The 16,331-nt window shown below is 63.5% G+C and carries 15 protein-coding genes; 8 read left to right on the top strand and 7 right to left on the bottom strand.

Features of this window, described 5'->3' with window-relative positions; genetic code table 11:
- The first annotated feature begins 464 nt into the window (after positions 1–464).
- From fumC to EH240_RS33760, 3 genes are all read left to right on the top strand, one after another.
- Positions 465–1,862: a class II fumarate hydratase gene (gene fumC, locus EH240_RS33770; protein WP_125006668.1), complete on the top strand. Its 1,398-nt coding sequence runs from the start codon at positions 465–467 to the stop codon at positions 1,860–1,862.
- A 502-nt stretch (positions 1,863–2,364) separates the two neighbouring features.
- Positions 2,365–2,787 carry a DoxX family protein gene (locus tag EH240_RS33765; protein WP_125006666.1) on the top strand — a complete coding sequence of 141 codons (423 nt, stop codon included), beginning with the start codon at positions 2,365–2,367 and terminating at the stop codon, positions 2,785–2,787.
- A 132-nt stretch (positions 2,788–2,919) separates the two neighbouring features.
- Entirely contained in the window at positions 2,920–3,342 is a 423-nt protein-coding gene (locus EH240_RS33760; protein WP_125006664.1) for a DoxX family protein, read from the top strand.
- Positions 3,343–3,346: 4 nt separating this feature from the next.
- On the opposite strand, the gene ppx is transcribed toward EH240_RS33760, so the two are convergent.
- Positions 3,347–4,882 (bottom strand): exopolyphosphatase, encoded by a 1,536-nt coding sequence (ppx, locus tag EH240_RS33755; protein ID WP_125006662.1) that lies wholly within the window; start codon positions 4,880–4,882, stop codon positions 3,347–3,349.
- Positions 4,879–7,074 (bottom strand): RNA degradosome polyphosphate kinase, encoded by a 2,196-nt coding sequence (locus tag EH240_RS33750; RefSeq protein ID WP_125006660.1) that lies wholly within the window; start codon positions 7,072–7,074, stop codon positions 4,879–4,881. The genes ppx and EH240_RS33750 overlap by 4 nt, the downstream gene beginning before the upstream one ends.
- A 252-nt stretch (positions 7,075–7,326) precedes the next feature.
- Here EH240_RS33750 and EH240_RS33745 point away from each other — a divergent pair, with 252 nt between their 5' ends.
- The 4 genes from EH240_RS33745 (at position 7,327) to EH240_RS33730 (ending at position 9,517) form a co-directional block, all read left to right on the top strand.
- A complete protein-coding gene (locus EH240_RS33745; RefSeq protein ID WP_125006657.1) occupies positions 7,327–7,572 on the top strand; it encodes a zinc-finger domain-containing protein in 246 nt (81 codons plus the stop codon).
- A 46-nt stretch (positions 7,573–7,618) separates the two neighbouring features.
- The gene (locus EH240_RS33740; protein ID WP_125006655.1) at positions 7,619–8,854 is read left to right on the top strand and encodes an FAD-dependent monooxygenase; all 1,236 of its coding nucleotides are present in this window, start codon (positions 7,619–7,621) and stop codon (positions 8,852–8,854) included.
- A gap of 65 nt (positions 8,855–8,919) precedes the next feature.
- Complete coding sequence (locus EH240_RS33735) at positions 8,920–9,219, top strand: BrnT family toxin (protein WP_125006653.1); 300 nt, start codon at positions 8,920–8,922, stop codon at positions 9,217–9,219.
- Positions 9,197–9,517 carry a BrnA antitoxin family protein gene (locus tag EH240_RS33730; protein ID WP_125006651.1) on the top strand — a complete coding sequence of 107 codons (321 nt, stop codon included), beginning with the start codon at positions 9,197–9,199 and terminating at the stop codon, positions 9,515–9,517. Before EH240_RS33735 ends, EH240_RS33730 begins: the two co-directional genes overlap by 23 nt.
- A 16-nt stretch (positions 9,518–9,533) precedes the next feature.
- Here the strand turns inward: EH240_RS33730 and EH240_RS33725 are convergent, their stop codons facing one another.
- The 5 genes from EH240_RS33725 to EH240_RS33705 form a co-directional block, all read right to left on the bottom strand.
- Positions 9,534–10,199, bottom strand: coding sequence for a TIGR02117 family protein (locus EH240_RS33725; RefSeq protein ID WP_125006672.1), 666 nt, complete (start codon positions 10,197–10,199; stop codon positions 9,534–9,536).
- Between the two features lie 126 nt (positions 10,200–10,325).
- Positions 10,326–11,129, bottom strand: coding sequence for an amino acid ABC transporter ATP-binding protein (locus EH240_RS33720; protein WP_125006649.1), 804 nt, complete (start codon positions 11,127–11,129; stop codon positions 10,326–10,328).
- A 15-nt stretch (positions 11,130–11,144) separates the two neighbouring features.
- Positions 11,145–12,302 (bottom strand): amino acid ABC transporter permease, encoded by a 1,158-nt coding sequence (locus EH240_RS33715; protein ID WP_125006648.1) that lies wholly within the window; start codon positions 12,300–12,302, stop codon positions 11,145–11,147.
- Positions 12,303–12,306: 4 nt separating this feature from the next.
- Positions 12,307–13,494, bottom strand: a complete 1,188-nt coding sequence (locus EH240_RS33710; protein WP_125006646.1) for an amino acid ABC transporter permease — start codon at positions 13,492–13,494, stop codon at positions 12,307–12,309.
- Positions 13,495–13,557: 63 nt separating this feature from the next.
- Entirely contained in the window at positions 13,558–14,586 is a 1,029-nt protein-coding gene (locus EH240_RS33705) for an amino acid ABC transporter substrate-binding protein (protein ID WP_125006644.1), read from the bottom strand.
- Positions 14,587–15,138: 552 nt separating this feature from the next.
- On the opposite strand from EH240_RS33705, the gene EH240_RS33700 reads away from it, so the two are divergent.
- On the top strand, positions 15,139–16,311 hold the full coding sequence (locus tag EH240_RS33700) for a cystathionine beta-lyase (RefSeq protein WP_125006642.1): 1,173 nt from the start codon (positions 15,139–15,141) through the stop codon (positions 16,309–16,311).
- Positions 16,312–16,331: the final 20 nt, after the last annotated feature.

Below are 16,331 nucleotides of genomic sequence, written 5' to 3'. Positions count from 1 at the left end.
TTCCAAAGACGCTGTGATTGCGCCATGATCGCCGCGGGTGGCGGTGCCAGATGCGATACCCGATTGGTCATGCGACACTGGCCTTCTCCCTTGTTGCGTGGGTGGAAAACCAATCCTGGCGAAACATCACGCCGCCATCCACGCCCTCATAGCATCTTGTGGGGGAGATGGTCGGCAGGCCAGAGGGGGGCGCTGTCCCGCCAGCTTATCCGTATTCTTCGGTGCGCTTTTGTGGCCTCGGTTCAACTGAAAAGTCGAGATCCTTCGCGCCCCCCTCTGCCCTGCCGGGCATCTCCCCCACAAGGGACCCACAAGGGGGTGTTTGGCTGTCACCGCCGCCCCGCCACTAAGGGAGATCGGCCTACCTTCAACCGATTTGCATCATTTGCACCCGCAATCTCCGCTTGATGCCATTTGTGCAACGCGATACGCCGTTGCGCAAATCGACAGACCGGAGATTTCCCGTGAGCGCTGAAAAGACCAGAACCGAAACCGATACTTTCGGTCCCATCGAGGTGGCTGCCGACCGCTATTGGGGCGCGCAGGCGCAGCGTTCTTTGGGCAATTTCAAGATCGGTTGGGAGAAACAGCCGGCCTCGATCGTGCGCGCGCTCGGCATCGTCAAGCGTGCGGCCGCCGAAGTGAACATGGAGATGAAGCGGCTCGATCCCACCATCGGCAAGGCGATCGTTGACGCCGCGCAGGAAGTGATCGACGGCAAGCTCGACGAGCACTTCCCGCTGGTGGTCTGGCAGACGGGCTCGGGCACGCAGTCCAACATGAACGCCAACGAGGTGATCTCTAACCGGGCGATCGAGATGCTCGGCGGCGTGATGGGCTCCAAGAAGCCCGTGCACCCCAACGACCAAGTCAATATGAGCCAGTCGTCGAACGACACCTATCCGACGGCCATGCACATCGCCTGCGCCGAGCGGGTCGCCCACCATCTGATCCCTGCCCTGCACCACCTGCACAAGGCGCTCGACGCCAAAGCCCGCGCCTTCAACCACATCATCAAGATCGGCCGCACCCATACGCAGGACGCCACGCCGCTTACCCTCGGCCAGGAATTCTCCGGCTACGCCGCCCAGGTCGCGTCTTCGATCAAGCGCATCGAACTGACACTGCCCGGCCTGCAGGAACTGGCGCAGGGCGGCACCGCCGTCGGCACCGGCCTCAATGCGCCGGTGGGTTTTGCCGAGAAGGTGGCGGACCGCATCGCTGCCATCACCGGCATCGCCTTCGTCACCGCGCCGAACAAGTTCGAGGCGCTTGCCGCGCATGATTCCATGGTGTTCTCGCATGGCGCGATCAACGCGGCCGCCGCGGCCCTGTTCAAGATCGCCAACGACATCCGCCTGCTCGGTTCGGGCCCGCGCTCGGGCCTCGGCGAGCTCTCGCTGCCGGAAAACGAACCGGGATCCTCGATCATGCCGGGCAAGGTCAACCCGACCCAGTGCGAGGCGCTGACGCAGGTCTGCGTGCAGGTGTTCGGCAACAACGCCGCGCTCGCCTTCGCCGGCAGCCAGGGCCATTTCGAGCTCAACGTCTACAACCCGCTGATGGCCTACAACTTCCTGCAGTCGGTGCAGTTGCTTGCCGACGCCGCGGTCTCCTTCACCGACAATTGCGTGGTCGGCATCGAGGCGAGGGAAGACAACATACGGGAGGCATTGAACCGCTCGCTGATGCTGGTGACGGCGCTCGCCCCCACCATCGGCTACGACAACGCCGCCAAGATAGCCAAGACGGCGCACAAGAATGGCACGACGTTGCGCGAGGAGGCCTTGGCCACTGGGCTGGTCAGCGAAGCCGACTACGACCGGCTGGTGCGGCCCGAGGACATGACGCATCCGGGGTAGTGCGATGCACGGTTTGTCTCGGCGGCCATTGCATACGTCCGAGATTTGCCGAGGGCTCCCCAACTCTCGTCATCCTTGGGCGTAGTGACGCGAAGCGGAGCGAAGACCCAAGGATCCATGCCGTGACCATAGCCAAGGAATGCAGCGGAGCAGATTCTGCACCGTAGCAGCGCTTTGATGTCACAGGATCCTTGGGTCTGCGCTGCGTCGCCGCGCTCCTTGCTTCGCCCAAGGATGACGACGCGATGGGCGTTTCGGCCAATCTCCAAGGCATATGCTGCGACAACGCCAGCACTATTGCGTCAGGTTCTGTGCCGGGGGACCAGCATTTGGCGGCGGGACAATTTACTCCCGCAACCAATTTCGGCGACATGAATTTCGCGCCGATTGGGCAATCGCAGAAACATAGAATCTGTGAACAATGTGTCGCCACATAAGCGGCTTTGGTGAACAGTCGTCGTCGTCTATCTGACTGGGCATTCAACCCATTCGGAGACTCGCCATGTCCATCAACACTTCTACCGCCGGCGCCGGCACTGCATCCAACAGCTCTACCACCATCCTGCTCGGCCGCATCCTGCTCGCCGTCATCTTCCTGCTTTCCGGCTTCGGCAAGCTCACCGCGATTGCCGGCACCGCCGGCTATTTCGGCGCCCTCGGCCTGCCGCTACCGACGGTCACCGCCGTTGTCGTCGGCCTGATCGAACTGCTTGGCGGCCTCGCCGTCCTCGTCGGCTTCCAGACCCGGGTTGTCGCTTGGGTGCTCGCCGTGTTCACGATCGCCACCGGTCTGGTCGCCCACACCGGCTGGGCCGACCAGATGCAGATGATCCAGTTTCTCAAGAACCTCGCCATCACCGGCGGCTTCATCCTGCTCGCCTCCTCCGGCGCCGGCGCCTATTCGATCGACGCCAAGCGCGGCTAAGCCTTCTCCTCCCAAGCCTGAGATGAAAGCGGCGCGGAATTTTCCGCGCCGCTTTTTCGTTTTCTGATTGCAGGCGTAAACTGCGCCGGCAGCCGGTGTGATCCCGATCGGACACCGGCAAGGGAGGCTGCAATGTTTCGCAATGCACTGCTTCTGGTCTCGCGGCTGCTGCTTGCCGCGCTCTTCGTGCCCTCAGGTTTCCAGGCGCTGACCAACATCGCCGGCACGACCAGCTATTTCGCCGGCCTCGGCCTGCCGCTGCCGACCTTGGCCGCTTGGGGCACCGGGCTATTCGAGCTGATCGCCGGCTTATTGATCCTTGCCGGCTTCCAGACGCGGATCGTGGCGCTTTTGCTTGCCGCGTTCTCAATCGTCGCCGGCCTCATCGGCCACTACGGCCAGGGCGCTGACGATGCGACTTTAGCCTTCATGCACCAGCAGATGCTGATGAAGGACATTGCAATTGCCGGCGGCTTCCTGGCGCTCGCCATGGCGGGCGCGGGCGCATGGTCGGCAGATGGACGCAGCTTCGGCATCGACGCCGAAGTGACCTGATCCGCTACTTCACCGAAACGCTCGGCCCGCCCTCGACCGCCAGCACCAGGCGGCGGTTGGTGACCCTGGCCAGCTGCGCCAGCCGGCCGGCCGGGCGTTCGCCGTAGAGGTCGGCGAGCGACGCCGGCAGAACCAGCGCCAGCGCGCCGTTTGGTCGGCTTTCCCATTTCAGCCGCGGCATGACGCCGGGCATCGCCGCCGTCAGCAGGTAGACGACACGCATCATTGCCGCCAGCGCGCGGGCGCGCTCGAGCATGCGCGGCGGCGCCAGCGCCTTGATCTCGGGCGCGATGCCATCGTTGAAGACGCCGTCATGGCGGTAGGCGCTGGCCAGAGCCAGATAGGCGCGGCCGGGATGATCGACGCCGATGAAGGAGGCATGCGCGATGATGTTGAGCGACTGCCTGCCGCGATATTCCGGATGCGCGCGCCAGCCGATATCGGCAAGCAGGCAGGCGGCGTGGCGATAGCGCGCCTCGTCCACCGTCTCGTCGATGCCGAAGGCCTTGAAGGCCTTGCCCGTCCATTCGACGAGATCGTGCGCGTGGTCGACCGAGCGCGAGCGCAGGAGAGCAAGCTCTTCCGCCGCCGAGATCAGCGGATCGGCCTTCTGCTCGGCCGCGTCCAGCAGCGAATAGAGGAATCCCTCGCGCACGCCTTGCGCCGAGACGACAATCTTGGAGGGCTGCATGGCCGCCATGATCTCCTGCAGCACGACCGCGCCGTAAGGCAGCAGCGAGCGGCGGTTCTTGGAGACGCCCTCGATGCCTTTGACCTTCTCGACCTCGCCCTTGGCCACCTGCCTGAGGAAGTTCTGGGCACTGTCGGCGGCGATCTCGTAATGATGCATGACGCCGAGCGGGTAGTTGTTCATCTCCATGTGCAGCCGGGCGAGGTTTCGCCAGGTGCCGCCGACGGCGTAGAAGACCCTGCCCTGCCCGCCCTTCAAGAGCTTCGCCCGCGCCAGTTCCTGGCGCGCGATCTTCTGCGCCTGGGCGAGCGAGTTCTTCGCCATGTCCTGCAGGCGCAGGCCGCCGAGCGGCAGCGTGATGCCGTCGCCGATCGCTTCGCCATTGATGTCGACGAGCTCCAGGCTGCCGCCGCCAAGGTCGCCGGCGATGCCGTTGGCCGGGTGGAAGCCTGAGATGACGCCGAGCGCCGAATAGTGCGCTTCCTCGCGGCCGGAGAGCACACGGATCTCGGTCTTCAGCACCTCCTCGGCGCGGTGGATGAAGTCCGGGCCGTTGACTGCCTCGCGCGCGGCAGCCGTCGCCAGCACATACATGTTCTGCGCGCCCGCCTGGTCCGAAAGCGCGCGAAAACGGCGGAACTCCTCCATCGAGCGCGTTACCGCCTCGGGATCGAGCTTGCCTGTCGAAACGATGCCGCGGCCGAGACCGGCCAGCATCTTTTCGTTGAACACAAGCGTCGGCGAGCGCGCCAGCCCTTCATAGATGACGAGGCGGATCGAGTTCGATCCGATGTCGATGATCGACAGCGGCCTCCGGTCCTGGAGCCGGCCCTGGGACGTTGAAATCACGCGGCGGCGTTCTTCTTGCGGCGCTTGAACTGGGCAATGCGCCTGGGCGCATGCGATTTCAGCGCGTCACCCCGTCCGGAAAGGCTCGGATTGGTCATGAAATATTCCTGCGCGTTGAACGGTTCCTCGCCCTCCTCCAGCACGACGCGCCGGGAGGTGCCGTCAGCCAATACGTCGAAACTTTGCTGGTTGTCCATGATGTTGCCGAGCATGATCTGGCCAAGCACCTGTTCATGCACAGTTGGATTGGTGATCGGCACCAGGGTCTCGACGCGGCGGTCGAGATTGCGCGGCATCATGTCGGCCGAGGAGATGTAGACGACCGCCTCGTCCGACGGCAGACCGTAGCCGTTGCCGAAGCAAAAGATGCGGCTGTGCTCGAGGAAGCGGCCGACGATCGACTTCACCCTGATGTTCTCGGAAAGGCCCGGCACCTGCGGCCGCAGGCAGCAGATGCCGCGCACGACGAGGTCGACCTCGACGCCGGCGCGGCTGGCGTCATAGAGCGCGTCGATGACGGTCGGATCGACGAGCGCGTTCATCTTCATCCAGATGCGGGCCGGCGTGCCCTCGCGTGCATGGGCGATCTCCTCGGAGATGTGCCTCAGGATGCGGTCGCGCGCCGTGAAGGGCGACACCGCAAGACGCATCTCCTCGGCCGGTTCCGCATAGCCGGTGATGAAGTTGAATATCTGCGCGACATCGCGCGCGATCGTCGGATCGGTGGTGAAGAAGGACAGGTCGGTGTAGATGCGGGCAGTGACCGGATGGTAGTTGCCGGTGCCGAGATGGACGTAGTTGCGCAGCCGGCCGTCCTCGCGACGCACGATGAGCGACATCTTGGCGTGGGTCTTCAACTCCAGGAAGCCGAACACGACCTGGACGCCGGCGCGTTCGAGGTCGCGCGCCCAGCGGATATTGGCCTCCTCGTCGAAGCGCGCCTTGAGCTCGACCAGCGCCGTCACCGACTTGCCGGCCTCGGCCGCATCGATCAGCGCCCGCACGATCGGGCTGTCGTTCGAGGTGCGATAGAGCGTCTGCTTGATGGCGACGACTTCCGGATCGGCCGCCGCCTGGCGCAGGAACTGCACCACGACGTCGAAGGATTCGTACGGGTGGTGGACGATGATGTCCTTCTCGCGGATGGCGGCCAGGCAGTCGCCGCCATGCTCGCGGATGCGCTCGGGAAAACGCGGATTGTAAGGCGTGAATTTGAGATCGTCGCGCGGGACGGCGACGATTTCGGAGATCTGGTTGAGCGCCAGCGGGCCGGTAAGCACGCTGATGCGGCTCGACGAGACGCCGAGCTCGCCGGCGACGAACTCGCGCAATTCCGCCGGCATCAGTGTGTCGAATTCTATGCGGATGACGGACCCGCGGCGGCGGCGCTTCAGCGCCGTCTCGAACAGGCGCACGAGGTCTTCCGACTCTTCCTCCACCTCGATATCGCTGTCGCGAATGATGCGGAACGTGCCCGAACCCTTGACCTCATATCCAGGGAACAGCTTGCCGATATAGAGGCCAACCGCTTCCTCCAGCGGGATGAAGCGCACATGGTGCTTGCGGTCAGGCAGACGGATGAAGCGCCGCAGCGCCACCGGCAGGCGCAGCAGCGCGCTCATCTCCTCGCCGTTCTTGCGGTGGCGCAGCTGCAGCGCCATCGAGAAACCGAGATTGGGGATGAAGGGGAACGGGTGCGCCGGGTCGATCGACAGCGGCGTCAGCACCGGGAAAACCTGCTCCTGGAAATGCTCTTCCAGCCAGGCCCTCTCGTCCTTGGTCAGGCCGTCGCGGGCGATGCTCTCGATGCCTTCCTTGTTGAGCAGCTCCATCAGCGTCGACAGGCTCTTCTGCTGATCCTCCTGCAGGCGCTCGACCTCGCGCAGCAATTGCTCGAGCTGCTGCTCGGGCGTGCGGCCGTCCGGGCTCTTCAGCACGATGCCCTCGCGCACCTGGCCGGCGAGGCCGGCGACGCGGACCATGAAGAACTCGTCGAGATTTGCGGCCGAGATCGACAGGAAGCGGACGCGCTCGAGCAGCGGATGGCGCCCGTTCAGCGATTCCTCGAGCACGCGGCGGTTGAACTGCAACCAGGAGAATTCGCGGTTGACGAAACGGTCGGGATTGCCGCCGTCGGGGGTCGCCGCCTCGACGGTGATGAACTCGCTCTGCACCGGCTTCAGTTCGTTCATGGTTCCCTTGCCCGCAATCGTCCTTTTGGAGCGCTACACACGGCCGGACGCGTAATCGACGCTCTAACACGCTTTCATGACGCATGATCCGTCACGGAACCGCTCCGATTCCGAAGGTCACGCGCTTAACCGGCTCAACTTATCCTCTGCCAGCCTTTTGCGACAGTTTCATTTCATCGATCTTGCAAACTGGCCGGTTATGATCCAGATGCAAACTGGCCGAAACATTCCGAATTCAGTTGGGAGACGACGATGGCAGGCGGTTCCATTCCCCATTTCCAGAACGATGCGGGCCATCCGGTCATCGACATCGGCGTCAAGCAATTCATGTGCACCGGCGCCAATCCGCCCTTCGACCATCCGCACGTGTTCCTCGACATGGGCGACGACAATGAGAAGGTCTGCCCCTATTGCTCGACGCTGTACCGCTATTCGCCGAAGCTGAAGGCGACGGAAACGGAGCCGGCCGGCTGCCTCTTCATCGACCAGGCCGCCTGATCCGCAGATCATGGATGACTGCTAGATCTTGGATGACCGCTAGACCATGAATGAGGCGCGGTCCCGGCAGGTCGTCATCGCCGGGGCCGGTATCGCCGGACTGACGGCAGCCCTTGCCTTTGCCGAGCGCGGCTATGCCGTCACGGTGCTGGAACAGGCCAGGCAGATCGAAGCGGCCGGCGCCGGCATCCAGCTTTCCCCCAACGCGACCCGCATCCTGCGCCGGCTCGGCGCGCTCGACCGGTTGCGGCTGAGCGCGATCAGCCCTGAAGCGGTGGTGCTGAAGGACGCCGCAACCTTGCGCGAGCTGGCGCGGGTGCCGCTGGGTCATACAGGAGAACAGCGCTGGGGCGCGCCTTATCTCGTGGCGCACCGCGCCGACCTGCAAGCGGCGCTGACGGCGCGAATGGCGGAGCACCCCGAGATCCAGTTCGTCACCGGCGCACGGGTGACGGACATCGCCGTCGCGCCGCAAAATATCGTCGTCACGACCCAAAGGGACGACGGCAGCATGGAATATGCCGCCGGCCTTTTGGTGGGTGCCGACGGCGTCTGGTCGTCGGTCAGATCGCAACTTGTCGGCAGGGAGCCCGCTTTTACGAGAAGCCGGTTTTCCGGCGAGTTGGCCTGGCGCGCTACGGTGGCGGCGCAAAGCCCCGCCGGCCTGGCCTTTGCGGCGATCGGCGCCACCGACTGCGTCACCACTTTCCTCCATCCCGGCTTCCACATGGTCGCCTATCCGGTGAGCAAGGGCAGCGCCTTCAACCTCGCCGCCTTCACCAAGGGCGAGCGCATCGCCGAAGGCTGGTCGGGCCATGCCGACCCCGCCATTCTCGCCGGCGCCATGCGCGGCACGTCGGCGGCGCTGGCGAGGCTTGCCGCGCTCGCCGGCCCGTGGACGGCGTTTCCGATCCACACCGTCGAGCAGACGCGCTGGACGATGCCGGAAGGCATCGCGCTGATCGGCGACGCGGCGCACGCCATGACGCCCTTCGCGGCCCAGGGCGCGGCGATGGCAATTGAAGACGCCGCGATGCTCGCCGGCCTGGTCGCCGACTTCCGTGACGACCCCCGGCAGAGCCTTGCCACCTGGGAAAACCTCAGGCGGTCGCGCATCGAGAAGGTGCTGAGGCGCGGCGCGCTCAACCGGCTGGCCTGGCACGCCTGGGGTCCGGTGGCGATCGCCCGCAATCTGGTGCTCGCGACGCGGCCGGCGGAGAGGCTCGCCGCGGATTTGGACTGGCTCTATGGGTGGGAGGAGCGGAAGGTTGTGAGGCGGTAGGATGTCGAGGCAGCTAACTCTTGACGTAATGACTATTTGTAGTTACATTTTTGTGGTTCCATCAGATGGAAGAATTGCGATTTGAGTGGGATCCAGAAAAGGCTGGATCCAATCTGCGTAAACATGGCGTGAGCTTCGAGACTGCCGTGCGCGTCTTCTCCGATCCGCTCGCGCTGACGGAGCAGGACAGGATAGAAGATGGCGAATATCGGTGGCAGACGATCGGTACGGTTGACGGCTTGCTCGTATTACTGGTTGCTCACGCTGATCGGGAAGAACAAGGGATTGAGGTGATCCGCATCATTTCAGCACGCCGAGCCACAACGAGAGAAAGAAGACGTTATGCGCAAAGTCGTACAATATAAATTCGACCCGGCGAATCCACCTCAACTGACCGAAGCTCAGAAGGCGGAAATCGCAGCGCTGAAGGCTCGTTCGGATGATGATGTCGATACGAGCGACATCCCCGAATTGCCCGAGGAGTTCTGGCAGAACGCCGTTCGAAATCCGTATTTTAAGCCAGTCAAGCAGCAACTGACCCTTCGCCTCGATTCTGATCTTGTTGCCTGGTTCAAGAGGCGCACGCCCGAGGGTCGCGGCTATCAAAGCGCCATCAACAAGGCTCTGCGCGAATATGTGATGCGGCATCGCAAGTCCGGCTGATCAGCCGAAATCGCCTTCAATCATACAGCCACATCGACCACCCCAGCGACACCGGCAGCGGGTTCCACCAGCCGGTGCGCAGGCCGGCGGTGCGCAGCGCTGCGGCCGTCCAGGTGTTGCAGCCGACCAGCGCGTTGAAATGACCGTTGGCCTCGTAGAAGCGATCGAAGCTGAAATAGCCGGCGTTGACGATGACCATCGGCCCGTTCGAGCCTTGCTGAAAGCTCGATTGGATGTAATCGAGCAGCGCCGAGAAATGCTCTTCGTCTATGTCGAAGCCGGCGACATCGGGATGCGGCTCGGCAATCGCGCCGGCGAGATCGACATGCATGACCGAGGCATCGAGCGTCAGCGCCTTCAATACCGGCACGGCCTTCAATTCCGACCAGGTCGGCGTCTCCAGATAGAAGGCGCGGCCGCCCCAGCCGAAGACGAGGTAGCGCGCCGCCGGTGCATCAACCGGCAGCCCGGCATCGGCGAGAAAACGGAAACGCCGGCGCACGCCCTCGTCGACCGGTATCGCTATATCGGTGTGGATCGGGTTCCTCAGCACCAGTATGTGCCGGGTGCCCTCGCCCGCGGCCGCCGCGGGCAATAGCGGACGCGGCACCAGCGTGCCGAGCATTGCGGCAAGCGCTGCGGCAGCGACCAGCATGGCGAGGAAACGCCAAAGCTTTCTCAACAAGGCGCGGTGGTCCCCTTCAACGCGATGGCCCCGTTCGACGAACGGCAACTCCAGTCGATCGCCCCAATAGCAAAAAAGCCCGGCCGTTTCGCGGCCGGGCTTTTCGAATTGATGTCAGACAGCTCAGTGCAGGATCTGCGACAGGAACAGCTTCGTGCGCTCATGGCGTGGATTGTCGAAGAATTCGGCCGGGGTGTTCTGCTCGACGATCTGGCCCTGATCCATGAAGATCACCCGGTTGGCGACCTTGCGGGCAAAGCCCATCTCGTGGGTGACGCAGAGCATGGTCATGCCTTCCTCGGCCAGACCGACCATCGTCTCCAGCACTTCCTTGATCATTTCCGGGTCGAGCGCCGAGGTTGGCTCGTCGAACAGCATGATGCGCGGATTCATGCACAGCGAACGGGCGATCGCCACGCGCTGCTGCTGGCCGCCGGAGAGCTGGCCCGGGTACTTGTGGGCCTGCTCCGGGATCTTGACGCGCTTGAGGAAATGCATGGCGATTTCCTCGGCCTGCTTCTTCGGCGTCTTGCGCACCCAAATCGGCGCCAGCGTGCAATTCTCCAGGATGGTGAGATGCGGGAAGAGATTGAAGTGCTGGAACACCATGCCGACCTCGCGGCGCACTTCGTCGATCTTCTTCAGGTCGTTGGTCAGTTCCTTGCCGTCGACGATGATCTTGCCCTTCTGGTGCTCCTCCAGCCGGTTGATGCAGCGGATCATGGTCGACTTGCCGGAGCCGGACGGACCGCAGATGACGATGCGCTCGCCGCGCATCACCTTGAGGTTGATGTCCTTCAGCACATGGAACTCGCCATACCATTTGTGCATGCCGACGATGTCGATGGCGACATCAGTGGTCGAGATATGCATTTTCTTGGCATCGACCTTGATCTCTTCGGCGCTGACGGCGTTCTCGATGGCCATGGCCAAATCCCCTTTTTATCGTTTGTAGCCGGTGTCGAGCCGGCGTTCGGTGTACATTGAATAGCGCGACATGCCGAAGCAGAACAGCCAGAACACGAAGGCGGCGAACACAAGGCCGGACCGGGCGGTTTGCGGCGTCGCCCAGTTGGCGTCGGACAGGTTCTGCTTGACCACGCCCAGCAGGTCGAAGATCGAGATGATGAGCACCAGGCTGGTGTCCTTGAACATGCCGATGAAGGTATTGACGATGGCCGGGATGACCAGCTTCAGCGCCTGCGGCAGCACGATCAGCCCCATCTTCTGCCAATAGCCGAGGCCGAGCGAATCGGCGCCTTCATATTGCCCCTTCGGGATCGCCTGCAGGCCGCCGCGCACCACTTCCGCCATGTAGGCGGCGGCGAACAGCGAGACGCCGATCAGCGCCCGCAGGAACTTGTCGAAGGTGACGCCGGCCGGCAGGAACAGCGGCAGCATGACGCTGGCGAAGAACAGCACCGTGATCAGCGGAATACCGCGCACGAACTCGATGAAGATGACGCACAAGAGCTTGACGATCGGCATTTTCGATCGGCGCCCGAGCGCCAGCACGGTGCCCAGCGGCAGCGACACGGCAATGCCGACGAAGGAAAGGCTGAGCGTGACCAGGAGGCCGCCCCAGCGCGGGGTTTCGACGACCGGCAAGCCGAACACGCCGCCGGACAGGAGGAAGAAGGAGACGACCGGCAGCGCCAGGAAGAGCAGGATCGCGTTCAACCCCTTGCGCGGCACCTTCGGGATCAGCATCGGCACCAGCAAAGCAGCGAACAGGATGGCGACCAGGATCGGCCGCCAGCGCTCCTCGATCGGATAGGTGCCGAAGATGAACTGGCCGAACTTGGCGTTGACGAAGGCCCAGCAGGCGCCGGTCCAGCCTTCCGGCTGGATGCCGCCTTGCGCCGCGGTGGTGCAGACCGTGCGGTCCGGCCCGGTCCACTGGGCGTTGATGAAGGCCCAGTTGATGACCTGCGGCAGGATCCAGGCGACTATGGCGATGCCGAGGATGGTGAGGATGGTATCGCCGACCGAACCGACGAGGTTCTTGCGCACCCAGGCGATAGCGCCGCGCTCGCCAAGCGGCGCCGGCTCGGCCAGCACCATCTCGGTGCGCACCCAGGATAAGTCGTGTTCCTGCATGGCCCTACCTCTCCACCAGCGCCATCCTGGCGTTGACCACGTTCATGACCGCCGAGGTCACGAGGCTCAGCACCAGATAAGCGATCATCATGATCAGCACGCCCTCGACCGCCTGCCCCGTCTGGTTGAGCACCGTGCCGGCAGTGGCGGTAAGGTCCGGATAGCCGATGGCGATCGCAAGCGACGAGTTCTTGGTCAGGTTGAGATATTGGCTGGTCAGCGGCGGGATGACGATACGCATCGCCTGCGGCACCACGACCAGCCGCAGAATCGGACCGGAGCGCAAACCAAGGGCGCCCGCTGCCTCGGTCTGGCCCTTGCTGACGCCCCTGATGCCGGCGCGCACGATCTCGGCGATGAAGGCGGCCGTATAGCAGGACAGCGCCATGAAGAGCGACAGGAATTCCGGCTTGAGCTGGAAGCCGCCGGTGAGGTTGAAGGTCGACTGCTTCGGGAAATCGAAAGTGAGCGGCATGCCGGCGAGCAGGAAGGCGAGTACCGGCAAGCCGACGATCAGCGCGACCGAAGTCCAGAACACAGGAAATTGCTGGCCGGTCGCCATCTGCCGCTGGCGCGCCCGGCGGGCGACGAACCAGGCCATGGCGAGCGCCACGACGAAGGCGACGGCAATCAGCCAGGAGCCCTCGCCCCAAACGGCGCGCGTAATATAAAAGCCGCGCTGGTTGAGGAAAGAACCGAACGGCAGATGGATGCTCTCGCGCGGCGGCGGCAGGACGGCGAGAACGCCTGAATACCAGAAGAAGATGACCAGCAGCGGCGGGATGTTGCGGAAGATCTCGACATAGACCATGCAGATCTTGCGGATCAGCCAATTCTGCGACAGGCGGCCGATGCCGACGATGAAGCCGATGATGGTCGCGGTGACGATGCCGGCGGCCGCGACGATGATCGTGTTGAGCAGACCGACCACAAGGGCGCGACCGTAGGTCGAATCGGACGTGTAGGCGATCGGCGTGTCCGAGATGTCGAAACCCGCCCTGCCCCTCAGGAACTGGAAGCCGGAGGCGATGTGCAGGCGCGTCAGGTTGTCGATGACGTTGTTGACGATCCACCAGATCGAGCCGAACAGCAGGATAATGACCAGCGTCTGGAAGAAAAGGCCGCGTATTTTCGGGTCATTGATGAGGGAGCCGCGGCTCGGCTCCTCACGAAGGGTTTCCTGCGATGCCATGCGACCGTCCCCTGGAAAGAGAAACCGGGAGGCAGACGATCTGCCCCCCGGATCACGTTTCGGTCAGCGGATCGGCGGAGCGTATTGCAGGCCGCCCTTGGTCCAGAGCGCGTTGATGCCGCGCGCGATCTTGAGCGGGCTGCCCGAGCCGACATTGCGCTCGAACATTTCGCCGTAGTTGCCGACAGCCTTGACGATGTTCACGACCCAGTCGTTGGAGACACCGAGATCCGTGCCGAACTTGCTGTCGGGTTCGGTGCCCAGGATACGCTGAACGTTCGGGTCCGTCGAGGTCTTCATCTCATCGACATTGGCCTGGGTGATCCCGGCTTCCTCGGCGTTGAGCAGCGCGAAATAGGTCCACTTGACGATATGATACCACTGGTCGTCGCCCTGGCGCACGGCCGGACCGAGCGGCTCCTTGGAGATGATCTCGGGCAGCACGACATGGTCGGCCGGCGAGGCCAGCGTCAGGCGGATGCCATAGAGGCCGGACTGGTCCGTGGTGTAGACGTCACAGCGGCCGGCGTCATAAGCGGCGTTGACCTCTTCCAGCTTCTCGAAGACGACGGGGTTGTACTCCATCTTGTTCTTCTTGAAGTAGTCGGCGAGGTTGAGCTCGGTCGTGGTGCCGCTCTGCACGCACACCGCGGCGCCCGAAAGCTGCAGCGCCGAATTGACGCCCGGCAGCTTCTTGGCGTTGATCATGAAACCCTGGCCGTCATAATAGGTGGCGCCGACGAAATTCAGGCCGAGCGCGGTGTCGCGATTGATGGTCCAGGTGGTGTTGCGCGACAGGAGATCGACCTCGCCGGACTGCAGCGCGGTGAAGCGCTCCTTGGCGCTGAGCGGCGTGAACTTGACCTTGGAGCCATCGCCGAAGACGGCGGCCGCGACGGCGCGGCAGAAATCGGCATCGAGGCCCTGCCACTCACCCTTGTCGTTCGGCGCCGAGAAGCCGGCCAAGCCTGTGGACACGCCACATTGGATAAAGCCCTTCTGCTTCACGGTATCAAGCGTGGTGGCCGAAGCGGCCGAAGCCATCAATCCGAGCGCAGCCGCGCCAAAAATGCCGATTGCAATATGTTTCATGACCCACAGACCCTTTTCTGCTTTACAGGCGCCCCCTGCTTCCCAGGCAGCCCTGATCTTTTTTCGTTTGTGAATGCAGCTCCCATTAGGGCCCACTCCCGGACCCGCATCGTTAACGATGCGCTGCCTCCCATTCACGAAACGCATCGAAGGCGATTATTCCTGTGAGGTCAAGGGAAATGACCGAATTGCGACGGGTTTGAAAACCGATTGCCGCAAACGCACGAATTGCAGGCAACAGCGCCCGCGAATTGATCAAGAGCTGCAGCCGGAACCGGCAAGTCCGACCATATAAACAGGCGAATCCGCCGCGAAATCCGCACGCGACGATTACTGTGCTTTACTGGTCCGCACCGTCATTAGTTGACCTTGCGGCAGTGTATCGGCCGGAAGATCCGTGACGATTGCCGCCGGGCGCGAGCGGGGCCATTGCTGTCGGCCGGACAGATTTGGCATAGCCAAAGACCTTGTCTGGCGGGCGCCAGGCGGTTGCGGGAGCCGGACTGCCGCACTATGGCTGGCCTCCTGAGACACTACGACAGGCGACGAACCATGGCGACAGACGGCAGCAAGATCGGCATCAACACGCGGCTGGCCCATTCCGGCAACGACCCGCGCGACTATTTCGGCTTCGTCAACCCGCCGGTCGTTCATGCCTCGACGGTGCTTTATCCCGACGCCGCCGCGATGGCCTCCCGCAGCCAGAAATACACCTACGGCACGCGCGGCACGCCGACCATGGATGCGCTCACGCTCGCCGTCGACGCGCTGGAGGGATCGGCCGGCACGATCGCGGTGCCGTCGGGGCTGGCGGCGGTGACGGTGCCTTTGCTCACCTTCGCCTCGGCCGGCGACCATGTGCTGATCGTCGATTCGGTCTATCATCCGACGCGCAATTTCGCCGACACCATGCTGAAGCGCCTCGGTGTCGAGGTCGAATATTACGATCCGCGCATCGGCGCCGGCATCGCTTCGCTGATCAAGCCCAACACCAAGGTCGTGTTCACGGAATCACCGGCATCGAACACCTATGAGGTGCAGGACATTCCGGCGATCGTCAAAGTCGCGCATGCGGCGAACGCCATTGTCATGATGGACAATACCTGGGCGACGCCGCTCTATTTCAGGCCGCTCGATTACGGCGTCGACATCTCGATCCATGCGGCGACGAAATATCCGGCCGGCCATTCGGACGTGCTGCTCGGCCTGGTCTCGGCCAACGAAGCCTGCTGGAAGAAGCTCTACGAAGGCTTCTGCACGCTGGGCTGCTGTTCGGGCCCGGATGACGTCTACCAGACGCTGCGCGGCCTGCGCACCATGGGGGTGAGGCTCGAGCACCACCAGAAAAGCGCGCTCGAAATCGCGCGCTGGCTGGAGGCGCAGCCGGGCGTGGCGCAGGTGCTGCATCCGGCGCTGGAGAGCCACCCCGACCACGCGCTATGGAAGCGCGATTTTTGCGGATCAAGCGGCGTCTTCTCCATCGTGCTGAACGGCGGCGGGCAAAAAAAGCAGCACGCCTTCCTCGACGCGCTGACGATCTTCGGTCTCGGCTACTCCTGGGGCGGCTATGAGAGCCTTGCGGTGCCAGTCTTCCTCGGCGACCGCACCGTCGCCAAGGGCTCCTATGCAGGGCCGCTGATCCGCATGCAGATCGGGCTGGAAGATGTCGAGGACCTCAAGGCCGACATCGAGCGCGGGCTCAAAGCGGCAGCCGCTGCCGAGTAAAGGGCAGTCGCCTGCCGGGC

This window comes from Mesorhizobium tamadayense (genome assembly GCF_003863365.1).
Taxonomy (GTDB): Bacteria; Pseudomonadota; Alphaproteobacteria; order Rhizobiales; family Rhizobiaceae; genus Mesorhizobium; species Mesorhizobium tamadayense.
The sequence above is the reverse complement of the archived record's forward strand: the minus strand, read 5'-3'. Positions and strand labels throughout refer to the sequence as shown.